Genomic DNA, 11,758 nt, shown 5'->3' with positions numbered 1-11,758 from the left:
GATGCGTTCTTTTGTATACTTTACTTAATGTACTTCTTTCGTAAGGTTTTTATTCGCGGTTGATAGCATTAATTTAATTCGATTAAGCTGGTTAACTTCACTAGCGCCTGGGTCATAATCAACGGCTACAATGTTTGAATCTGGGAAATGTTGACGTAACACTTTAATAACACCTTTACCAACTACATGGTTTGGTAGGCATGCAAAAGGTTGGGCACAAACTATGTTGTTAACACCAGAATGAATTAACTCAACCATCTCACCTGTTAAAAACCAACCTTCACCCGTCTGATTACCGATGGATACAAAATCTTCAGCATATTTAGCAAGATCATCGATTTCTTTTGGTGGTTCGAAGCGTTTACTTGCAGCTAATTGTTTTTTCATCTCTTTTCGGTATTGTTCAATAAACCAGATACCAGCATTATTCATATAGGCTTCTTTCTTAGGCTGTCCTAAGTATTTGGATTTGTAGTTAGCATTATAGGAACAGTATAAGAAGAAGTCGATTAGATCAGGCATAACAGCTTCCGCACCTTCAGCTTCTAATAATTCTACTAAGTGATTATTGGCAGCAGGTAGGAATTTAACAAGGATTTCACCCACAATACCAACTTTTGGTTTTGTTATATCTAATAATGGTAGTTCATCAAAATCTTTAATGATGTTACGTATATTATTCTTGAATTCAGAACGTTTTCCATTCTGTACAGATTGAATACAACGGTCACGCCATTTTTCATACAAGGCATTAGCCGATCCTTTTTCTGCTTCGTATGGTCTAGTGCGGTAGAGAACACGCATTAAAACATCTCCATATACAAGAGCTTGTAACGCACGATTAACAGCTGCTGGAGTGAATTTGAATCCTGGATTTTTCTCTAGACCAACCGTATTGATGGATACAACAGGAATATGCTCCATACCAGCTTTGCGTAGGGCTCTACGAATAAAACTGATATAATTCGTAGCACGACAACCTCCGCCAGTTTGAGTAATTACTATAGCTGTTTTGTTAATGTCATATTGACCAGATAACAGTGCTTCCATAATTTGTCCAACAACCATTAAAGAAGGATAACAAGCATCATTATTAACATATTTTAGTCCAACATCAACAGCATGCTTATTATCGTTATTCAAGACAACGACATTATAGCCTACAGAATGAAGAGCAGCTTCTACGAAGTCAAAATGTATTGGTGACATCTGAGGGCAAAGTAAGGTATATTCTTCTCGCATCTTCTCCGTAAAGATTACACGTTCATAAGAAGTAGTTGTTTTAGCTAAATCTAGATGTTTCTTTTCACGGTCACGAACAGCTGATAACAGCGAGCGGATACGTATTCTAGCTGCTCCTAAGTTATTAACTTCGTCAATCTTAAGAACTGTATAAATCTTGCCTGCATCAGTCAAGATATCACTAACTTGATCTGTTGTAACTGCATCAAGACCACATCCAAAAGAGTTAAGCTGAATTAATTCTAGATTTGGCATGGTCTTAACATAAGCGGCAGCGGCATAGAGTCTGGAATGATACATCCATTGGTCCATAACGATAAGAGGACGTTCTATTTTGCCAAGATGGCTTATACTATCTTCAGTAAGTACAGCAACACCGTACGAGGTAATTAATTCTGGAATACCATGATTGATTTCAGGATCAATATGGTAAGGACGTCCAGCCAATACAATACCTTTTCTTCCTGTCTCATTAAGATAAGCAATTGTTTCTTCACCTTTTTTCTCAATATCTTTTTTAGCTTGGCATAATTCAGTCCATGCAGCGTGAGCAGCAGCTTTAATTTCACTAGCAGGTATGTTATGACTTTCTTTAAATACTTCAATTAGTCGTTTGGTTAGAATCTCTTCTGATGTAAATGCTAAGAAAGGATTCTGATAGAAGATGGAATCTCCATTAAGTTCGTCTACATTATTCTTAATGTTTTCACCATATGAAGTAACGATTGGGCAGTTATAGTGATTATTAGCACCTGGTACTTCATTTCGTTCATAGAAAACACAAGGATAGAAGATATAATCAATACCTTGTTTAATTAACCACATAACATGGCCATGTGCAAGCTTAGCAGGATAACATTCCGATTCACTTGGTATAGATTCGATGCCTAATTCATACATCTTATGTGTTGAATCTGGTGATAAGATAACCCGGAACCCAAGTTCTGAAAAGAAAGTAAACCAATATGGATAGTTCTCGTATTGATTTAACACCCTAGGAATCCCAACAGTTCCACGGTATGCCTTATCTTGTTCAAGAGGAGTGTAATTAAACATTCGCTCTAGCTTATATTCGAATAGATTAGGAATATTGTCTTTATTCTTTGCCTTACCTAGACCTCGTTCACAACGATTACCAGATATAAATTGTCTTCCACCAGTAAAGCGATTAATTGTTAGTAGACAACTATTCGTACAACCTTTACAACGAGCCATAGAAGTCTCGAATTTCAAAGAATTGATTTTATCAATGGAAAGCATTGTTGTTTCAGAACCCTCAGTATATCGCTCTCTAGCAATTAACGCAGCACCAAAAGCACCCATAATACCTGAAATGTCAGGACGTACTACTTCACGTCCAAGAATCTTTTCAAAGCTTCGTAAAACAGCATCATTATAGAATGTACCACCTTGAACAACTACATTCTTTCCAAGGTCCTTTGGATCGGATAGTTTAATAACCTTATACAATGCATTCTTAATTACAGAATAAGCTAGACCAGCTGAGATATCATCAACTCCAGCACCTTCTTTTTGCGCTTGCTTAACCTTGGAATTCATGAATACGGTACACCTTGAACCAAGATCAATTGGGTGCTTAGCAAATAAAGCAACTTTAGCAAAGTCAGCTACCTCATAGTTAAGTGATTTGGCGAATGTCTCAATGAAAGAGCCACAACCGGAAGAACAAGCTTCATTTAATTGTACACTATCTACGGTTTGATTTTTGATTTTGATACATTTCATATCTTGTCCACCGATATCGATGATACAATCCACACTAGGTTCAAAGAATGCCGCTGCGTAATAATGTGATACGGTCTCTACTTCACCGTCATCTAATAATAAAGCTGCCTTAATAAGTGCTTCACCATATCCCGTAGAACAAGAACGTACAATCTTAGCACTGTCAGGTAAAATCGTATAGATCTCTTTGATTGCTTTGATTGTTGTCTTCAAAGGGCTACCATTATTATTACTATAGAAGGAATATAACAGTGAGCCATCTTCACCTACTAATGCCACTTTGGTTGTTGTAGAACCTGCATCAATACCTAAGAAACAGTCCCCTTCATATGTTTTAAGGTCTGCCTTTAACACGGTATGTTCAGCATGACGTGTTGTGTAATCATTATATTCTTCTTCATTGTTGAATAATGGCTCCATACGGGAAACTTCAAATTCCATTTGTATCTTTGAAGAAAGTTTTGTTAACATCTTTTCAATTGTCGTAAGACCATCGAGTTTGCTACTTAGTGCAGAACCAATAGCGGCAAATAGATGAGAATTATCCGGTGCAATTGTGTTTTCTGGTGTAAGATTTAAAGTTCGAATGAAAGCGTTTTTCAATTCGGTTAAGAAGTGTAGTGGGCCACCAAGGAATGCAATGTTTCCACGGATTGGTTTACCACAAGCAAGACCACTGATTGTCTGATTAACAACTGCTTGGAAAATAGAAGCGGATAAATCTTGTTTCGTTGCACCTTCATTAATCAAAGGTTGAATATCTGATTTAGCAAAGACACCACATCTAGCAGCGATAGGATAGATTGCTTTATAATCTTTCGCATATTCATTCAATCCTATCGCATCGGTTTTTAATAATGTTGCCATTTGATCTATGAAAGAACCAGTACCACCAGCACAGATTCCGTTCATTCTTTGATCGATACCGTTTGTGAAATATATAATTTTAGCGTCTTCTCCGCCAAGCTCAATTGCGACATCAGTTTGAGGCGCGTAGTTTTGTAATGCAGTGGATACCGCAACAACCTCCTGAACAAATGGAACATCAAGATGCTTTGATAACGTAAGACCACCTGATCCTGTGATTACAGGAGCTATAGAACAGTTGCCTAATTCGTTATATGCTTTCGTTAAAAGCGTATGTAATGTTTCTTGAATATTCGCATAATGCCGTTCGTAGTCAGAAAATAAAATGGTATGATGATCATCAAGAACTGCGATTTTAACAGTTGTTGAACCGATATCAATACCGAGAGTATAAATTGTATTGTTCATTTGTAACCAGCTTACGCTGTCCCTCCTCGATTATTAAAGAATGCCTTGGCGTTCGTGATACGTACCGCGCGTCAGCCTTACAATATTAGAACTTCCTTCCTATTAGAAAGTTGTATACACATAATATTGATTAAAAGAATATCTATTCCTATAACTAAGTTGATTAAATATTCCGATAATCATGACTATTATACGACAAAGAAACGAATTCTTCAACTTATTTTGTAAACAACATTTTAATATGAAGAAAACCATTGCCAAGCTCACATAACATTATTCAAATTATACACATTCTTTCAGGCTTTTGAATATATTAGTACTGTATAAGCTTTATGAATATTTATATGTAAGAAAGGATAGGCAAGAATGAGGAATTTTGATTTTTGTAGAGGGATAGTTCACGTTATTAAGAAAGGGGATTCTTTGTATGCTATTAGCAGAATGTATAATATACCATTAGCTTTAATTATGCGTTCAAATCCTTATGTAGATGTATATAATTTACAAGTTGGCGATGAAATTTGTGTTCCTATATCAAACATGGGTGGTATTGGTAACATCTGTACGGGAAATGCACCTTGTGTTCCAGAAATGCCAGAAATGTCTGATATGCCTGGAGTGAATGGAATGCCTGTTGAAAATGGAATGACTGGGATGACTGGAATGACTGGTAGAACAGGAATAACTGGAACTACAGGAATGACTGGAATGCCTAGTAGAACAGGAATGACTGGGATGACTGGAACTACAGGAATGAATGGAATGCCTAATAGAACAGGAATGACAGGAATGACTGGAACTACAGGAATGACTGGAATGCCTAGTAGAACAGGAATGACTGGGATGACTGGAACTACAGGAATGACTGGAATGCCTAGTAGAACAGGAATGACTGGAATGACTGGAACTACAGGAATGACTGGTATACCTGGAACACCGCAACAACCTAGTATCCCTACGGCACCAAATAATAATCTAATTACTTATATAATTAAAGATGCCGAGACATTAAAAGATATACTTGATAAGTTTGATATTGATTTAGAAGACTTTATTGAGAACAATAATATGTCAACAGTATTATTAAAACCAGGTATGACAATTAATATACCAGATAAAAGACCAAGAGAAGAGGAAGAAATCAACGAATAATAAAGAATATAAGCTGTCGAGTTCACTAGGTAACAGAAATCGATAGCTTTTATTTTCGCAAAGTAGATGTCATAATTATGTGAAAAAGTTAGAATAATAAGTAAAATGACTAACCACTTCATATTAATATGTAAACCACGTATAAACTTTCAAATGATAACATGGAACGATATGGTAAATAATTTATTTTTAAAGTGTTTGACAAACGGTAATGTTACACATATAATAAATGTGGTTAGAAACACAGTGTAAACTGTTATCAAAAGAAAGGATGTGGATTATATGGAAAGTGGACCGAGTAGTCGCCGGCAAAATATTCATCATACGGCATTATTATTTGGACAAGGTAACATGAAAATTAAATATAATCGCACTTCCGTTAGGATACATAGATAACAGTCACTAAAACAAAATACCATTTTTCTTGTATGCTTTTTGTCTAGTATCCTAAAGGAAGTAGATAGGAGCGGACTATGATTGAAGTATACAAAACATATGACGATGGACTGCGTCAAATCAACGATTTTGAGGAAGGTTGTTGGATTGCATTAACAAATCCTACTGCGACGGAATTGCTACAGGTGTCGGATCGATATCAGGTTGATATTAACGATTTAAGAGCTCCTTTAGATGAAGAAGAGCGTTCAAGAATCGAGGTTGAGGATGCATATACGCTAATTCTTGTTGATATCCCTACGTTAGAAGAAAGGAACAAGAATAATCGATATGTAACGATCCCGTTGGCAATTCTATTAACAAAAGGGGCTATTATTACAATCTGTCTTGAAGAAACTCCGATTCTGAAGAGCTTTATGGATGGGAGAGTAAGAGATTTCTTCACCTTCAAAAAAACAAGATTCATCTTGCAGATTCTATATAAGAATGCAAGTGCGTATCTTCAGTATCTTCGTGTGATTGACCGCAAGAGTGAAGAAGTTGAGAAGAAGTTACATGCCTCAACGAAGAATCGCGAACTAATCGAACTTCTAGAATTAGAGAAGAGCTTAGTTTACTTCACGACTTCCTTACGTGCGAATGAAGTTGTACTCGAAAAATTACTAAAAACTGAGAATATAAAGCAGTATCCAGAAGATACTGATTTGCTTGAAGATGTTATTATTGAGAATAAACAAGCAATTGAAATGGCTAATATATACAGCGGAATTTTAAGTGGAACAATGGATGCGTTTGCATCGGTTATTTCAAATAATCTTAACATTGTTATGAAATTCTTAGCTACAGTTACAATTGTATTATCCATTCCCACAATGATTTCTAGTTTTTTTGGAATGAACTTTGTTAATATACCAGGAATGGAAGCAAAGTATGGATTCTACATTGTAACAGCAGGTGCATTTGTATTGACAGCATTGGTGGCATACATTTTAGCAAAAAAAGATTTATTCTAAGTGATTTTAATTATTTGGGGTTGTCGTATGCTGTAATATGACAATCCTATTCTAATGTTTGATAGAAGTATATTAGATTAAGGTATAACCTCAAGTATCTTATTCCAAGAAAGCAAAGTTTTTTTGGAAGTAATGAGTACAATTATTATAATAGGGTAAAGGATTTATCAAAATTCTGTGAATTTTCTAATTTTTATTGACTTAAAACAGAATCTTAGTTATTCTTATCCTAGATTACGTAGAGTAGTCAATTCTAATAAAGAGGTGTGTTAGATGAAGTTTATCAATAAGTTAGAGAAAAAATTCGGTCGTTATGCGATTCATGATTTGATGAAATATATAATAACACTTTATGTTTTAGGTGCGTTAGTATATCTAATCAATCCATATTTTTATGATGCATATCTAAGTTTGGATATCGGTAAAGTGTTCCAAGGTCAAATTTGGAGGCTCGTTACATTCATCATTTACCCAGCAACTTTAAGTGGTGGTCTTGGTATCTTTTTCTTTGCAATAGAGATGTATCTATATTATATGATTGGGCGTTCCTTAGAGAATGCTTGGGGAGCATTTCGATTTAATCTATATTATTTATCAGGTATTTTGTTTAATATTGTAGCAGCAGTAATACTTTATTTTATTGTTGGCGGAAGCTATCCAATGGGACTTACTTTTATTAATCGTTCCATGTTCTTTGCTTTTGCTGCGATTTTTCCGAACGTACAGTTTCTATTATTCTTTGTGTTACCAGTTAAGGTAAAACATTTAGCATATATTTATGCAGCAATAATAGGTTATGATATATTTAAGTATGTTCGATATGCTATTTCAGCTACAAATCCATTTTATAGAAATTTTTATTTAGCAATGGCAATCTCAATAATAGTAGCATTGCTGAACTTTGTAATTTTCTTTCTTGCAACTAGAAATTACAGAAGAATATCACCAGCAGCACAGAAACGTAGAAGAACCTATCAAAAACAGGTGAATCGTTCAAAAACTATTACTAGACATAAATGTGCAGTTTGTGGTAGAACGGAAAAAGATGATGAAAATCTAGAATTTCGTTTTTGTTCCAAATGCGATGGTAATTACGAATATTGCATGGAACACCTTTTTACGCATACTCATGTTAAAAAATAATATTGGCGAGAATGGGTAGTTAGAAAATAAAATTGTGAGAACCTAGGTACATAATGATATGTATTGTGTGCGTAGTAACTATATATGTAATTAGAATAGGATGGTAAAAATGATGAACAAAAAGACGAAAATAGTATGTACGATGGGACCAAATATGGACAATATCGAGAATATCCGTGCTTTAGCAAAGAACGGTATGGATATTGCCAGATTAAACTTTTCACATGGTGATCATGAAGAACACTTAAACAGAATCAACATGATTAAACAAGTTAGAGAAGAACTTGGTTTACCAATCGCAATATTATTAGACACCAAGGGACCTGAAATCAGAACTGGTATGTTAGTTAATGATGAGAAAGTACAATTACAAGAAGGACAAGATTTCGTATTAACTACTGAAGAAATTGAAGGCGATGCGAACAAAGTTTCTATTACTTATACTCAACTACCAGAAGACGTTAAAGAAGGTGATACCATTCTTATCGATGACGGTTTAATTGGACTTACTGTACAAAAAGTTGCTGATAAAGAAATCTTCTGTAAAGTAACTAATGGTGGTCTATTAGGAAGCCGTAAAGGTGTTAACGTTCCTGGCGTAAGTGTTAAATTACCAGGAATTACAGAAAAAGACAGAGAAGATATCATCTTCGGTGTAAAACAAGGATTAGATTTTGTAGCAGCTTCATTCGTACGTAATGCAGATGCAGTAAGAGAAATTCGTAAAGTTTTAAATGACGCAAACTCTGATATGGCAATCATCTCTAAAATTGAGAATGAAGAAGGTATTCAAAACATCGATGAAATTATTGAAGAATCAGATGGTATCATGGTTGCACGTGGCGACATGGGTGTAGAAATTCCTGCAGCTGAAGTTCCATTTATCCAAAAGATGATTATCCAAAAATGTAATGATGCATATAAGCCAGTTATTACAGCAACTCAAATGTTAGATTCAATGATTCGTAACCCAAGACCAACAAGAGCAGAAGTAACTGACGTTGCTAACGCAATCTATGATGGTACAGATGCAATCATGTTATCTGGTGAAACTGCAATGGGTAAATATCCTGTTGAAGCGTTACAAACAATGGTAAGCATCGCTGTAGAAACTGAATCGCACCTTGATTATGATGGAATTCTTGATATGAACAGTCTTCATAGAAGTAAGAGCGTATCAAGTGGTATCTGCTATTCAGCAGTAGCAACTGCTAGCAGCTTAAATGCTAAAGTTATCGCTGCTTCAAGTTTCTCAGGTTATACTGCACGTTTAGTTTCAAAATTAAAACCTCAATCAATTATATTAGGTTTATCACCACTTGACAATACATTAAGAAAAATGCAATTATTCTGGGGAGTAGTTCCAGTTAAAGTTAATGAAGTTAATTCGACTGATTCTCTTTTAGATAATGCTGTAGCTGATGTAAAAGCAAGAGGCTTCGTTGAAAAAGACGATATTATGATTTTAACAGCAGGTGTACCAACAAGTAAAACTGGTGTTACTAACATGATCAAAGCGGTTATTATCGAAGATTAATTATTATCCAACTGGTTAATACTAAGATAGTATAGTTGATATAAATAAATAAGTAAAATGTAGACAGGCTGTCGTGTTAAGAATTATGGTAAAATTACCAATCTTAGTACGATGGCCTGTTCCAAATCAGCCTAGAATACGTGAAATTTACTAAAATTTTATAAAATAACAAAAAAATTATATGAAATGGTAGCGTATATATCGTTTTATTGTTATAATAGTAATTAGCGATTTTATTATTCGTGGCAACAGAAAGCTGTGGAGCGTGCTTTTGTTGTATATTTTTAGCTGGCAGTATAAAATTACAAGGTGAGGTTTTAAATATGAGTTTAAGTGTAAATCAATTACTAAAAAACATAAGAGATAATAAAGAAATAGAAGTATATCTACCACAATATATGAATTATTCCTTATCTGCTTATTATAGATATTCTTTCGTTGATTTAACTATGAAATATGTCATGTTATATGAGGTGATTTCTGAAAAGCATAATAAACAAATTGATCAAGTAGAAGATATCTTAAAACAAGTTAACCAATTAGTAAAAGAAACTATGTTAGATGGGTTTGATGAAAGTAATCGTGTAACAAAAGTGGAAGAAATTGATGCGGTTCGTCAAGAGATTATGTCTAGAATGAAATCTATCACAGCATATGCTGACATTATGCAATTATATGAATATGTTTTAAATCGTATTGAAGACAAATATGCTGATGAGATTGAGGAATTCGATGTAGATGTTTTCACTGGAGAAATTATAAATTATATCTTCTCAAATAATGATAATGTTATTATTAATACAAAAGTTCAAGAAATCATAGGACAATTACCAGTTAGAATGACTAAGACAAAATACTATGATTTATTAAAAGATAGTATTTCAATCTATAAAGGTAGTGAAAGAAGTTCTGTAGATGGATATTTATATATGATTAAATCGGCAACTACATTAGAGAGACCAAAAGAGATGAAAAAGCAATTTCCAGAGCTTTATAAAGCGGTTACTCAAATTGAATCAGCAGATTTTAAGAATTTAACGAAACCAGAATTTTATCGTTTAAACGGAATGGTCCAAGACCGTGCGATTGATTTGTTAGAAATTTCAGATTTATATATGCAATTACAAGAAATTGTAAACTGCTTATATGCATATAACTTAACAGTAGGTTATCAGAATGCTGAGATGAAGGAAGAAACGTTATGTAAAGAATTAGTTGCTCATGTTAACGCTTGTTTCTTAGAAGGTGCTGAAAAAGAACTTGAAAAGAAAGAGATGGACAAGCTTTCTAAATTAGAAGGTGCAATGGAATCTTCAATGCAAGAAATTGCTTTATTAGAGGGTGGCTATGAAGATGTTATGACTATGTCAGGCAAGAAATTAAAGAGTCTCATGTTAGATACACAAGGTGCTTGTGTAACTACTTGTATGAAATTACTTGGAAATAGTATGTTTGTTGATTTGAACGCGAAAGTATCAACTAAATTAGCTGATGATGCGTACATTGAAAAAGTAACTACTGCATTATTCAAAAATCTTGCTAAGATGTTTGATAAAGTTCCACAATGTGTAGTTCGTGCTGTGATGGCAAGTACTTTAAACAAAATGCCAGTATTTTTTAATAATTCAGATGAAATCTCTGAATATGTAGCAAACTCTTTAAATCAATGTAAAGATGAAGCAGAAAAGAATGCTTGCTATAGCATCATTAAAGATATTATGTCAGAAGAATAAAAATAATTTGTTAAAGTGGGTACTGTCGACAGAGTAAGAAATTACTCAGTTCGGCAGTATCATTACTATTAAGAAACCGAAGTAGTTGCCCACGTGTTAGCTAGTCATAATGGTTACTGTAAGGCTATGAATAACTAGAAAAATTTAGGTATATACTTATAGATGCTATGGCAAATGATTTAGAGGGGGATATCGGAATGATTACATGGTATCATAAACTGTATATGGATGACCGTATTATCAAGAATGTTGATAAAATCAAAACTGCAATTGAAGAGAATAAACCGTCGATTGGTATCTACTGTATAGCCCTTGCATCTAATGAAAACAATTTATTCGATATAATGAATGTGAATGAATTAATGTTTCAACATTATAGGAGAAATAAAATCTATATCCTTGGACTCGCACGGGGAAAAGAGAGCGCGAAACGTTTAGTTGTAAGAATGATTGAAGATGTATATAATGAAACAGGAGATTTTCACGCGAGAGAATACTTTGCAGAAAATGGTAGGTGAAGA

7 protein-coding genes are annotated in these 11,758 nt (G+C 34.2%); 6 read left to right on the top strand and 1 reads right to left on the bottom strand.

What is annotated here, in order from left to right; translation table 11 throughout:
• Positions 1-24: 24 nt before the first annotated feature.
• Positions 25-4,263: a 2-hydroxyacyl-CoA dehydratase gene (locus BUB90_RS06425; RefSeq protein WP_073284826.1), complete on the bottom strand. Its 4,239-nt coding sequence runs from the start codon at positions 4,261-4,263 to the stop codon at positions 25-27.
• A gap of 366 nt (positions 4,264-4,629) precedes the next feature.
• On the opposite strand from BUB90_RS06425, the gene BUB90_RS06420 reads away from it, so the two are divergent.
• The 6 genes from BUB90_RS06420 to BUB90_RS06395 all read left to right on the top strand — a co-directional run bounded on the left by BUB90_RS06420 (position 4,630) and on the right by BUB90_RS06395 (position 11,755).
• Positions 4,630-5,415, top strand: coding sequence for a LysM peptidoglycan-binding domain-containing protein (locus BUB90_RS06420; RefSeq protein WP_073284823.1), 786 nt, complete (start codon positions 4,630-4,632; stop codon positions 5,413-5,415).
• 473 nt (positions 5,416-5,888) lie between these two features.
• A complete protein-coding gene (locus BUB90_RS06415) occupies positions 5,889-6,824 on the top strand; it encodes a magnesium transporter CorA family protein (RefSeq protein WP_073284819.1) in 936 nt (311 codons plus the stop codon).
• Positions 6,825-7,097: 273 nt separating this feature from the next.
• On the top strand, positions 7,098-7,967 hold the full coding sequence (locus tag BUB90_RS06410; protein ID WP_073284815.1) for a rhomboid family protein: 870 nt from the start codon (positions 7,098-7,100) through the stop codon (positions 7,965-7,967).
• 109 nt (positions 7,968-8,076) lie between these two features.
• Positions 8,077-9,504, top strand: coding sequence for a pyruvate kinase (pyk, locus tag BUB90_RS06405; RefSeq protein ID WP_073284812.1), 1,428 nt, complete (start codon positions 8,077-8,079; stop codon positions 9,502-9,504).
• 323 nt (positions 9,505-9,827) lie between these two features.
• Positions 9,828-11,237 carry a hypothetical protein gene (locus BUB90_RS06400; protein WP_073284809.1) on the top strand — a complete coding sequence of 470 codons (1,410 nt, stop codon included), beginning with the start codon at positions 9,828-9,830 and terminating at the stop codon, positions 11,235-11,237.
• Between the two features lie 197 nt (positions 11,238-11,434).
• Positions 11,435-11,755, top strand: coding sequence for a hypothetical protein (locus BUB90_RS06395; RefSeq protein ID WP_084139127.1), 321 nt, complete (start codon positions 11,435-11,437; stop codon positions 11,753-11,755).
• Positions 11,756-11,758 lie beyond the last annotated feature (3 nt).

It is taken from the genome of Anaerosporobacter mobilis DSM 15930, from assembly GCF_900142955.1.
Lineage (GTDB): Bacteria > Bacillota > Clostridia > Lachnospirales > Lachnospiraceae > Anaerosporobacter > Anaerosporobacter mobilis.
Note: the sequence above shows the minus strand (reverse complement) of the source record. Positions and strands in the feature narration are given on the sequence as shown.

Excerpts from the sequence above, each read along its gene's own strand:
- BUB90_RS06425 (WP_073284826.1), bottom strand. The coding sequence starts at position 4,263 with ATGAACAATACAATTTATACTCTCGGTATTGATATCGGTTCAACAACT.
- BUB90_RS06420 (WP_073284823.1), top strand. The coding sequence starts at position 4,630 with ATGAGGAATTTTGATTTTTGTAGAGGGATAGTTCACGTTATTAAGAAA.
- BUB90_RS06415 (WP_073284819.1), top strand. The coding sequence starts at position 5,889 with ATGATTGAAGTATACAAAACATATGACGATGGACTGCGTCAAATCAAC.
- BUB90_RS06410 (WP_073284815.1), top strand. The coding sequence starts at position 7,098 with ATGAAGTTTATCAATAAGTTAGAGAAAAAATTCGGTCGTTATGCGATT.
- pyk (WP_073284812.1), top strand. The coding sequence starts at position 8,077 with ATGATGAACAAAAAGACGAAAATAGTATGTACGATGGGACCAAATATG.
- BUB90_RS06400 (WP_073284809.1), top strand. The coding sequence starts at position 9,828 with ATGAGTTTAAGTGTAAATCAATTACTAAAAAACATAAGAGATAATAAA.
- BUB90_RS06395 (WP_084139127.1), top strand. The coding sequence starts at position 11,435 with ATGATTACATGGTATCATAAACTGTATATGGATGACCGTATTATCAAG.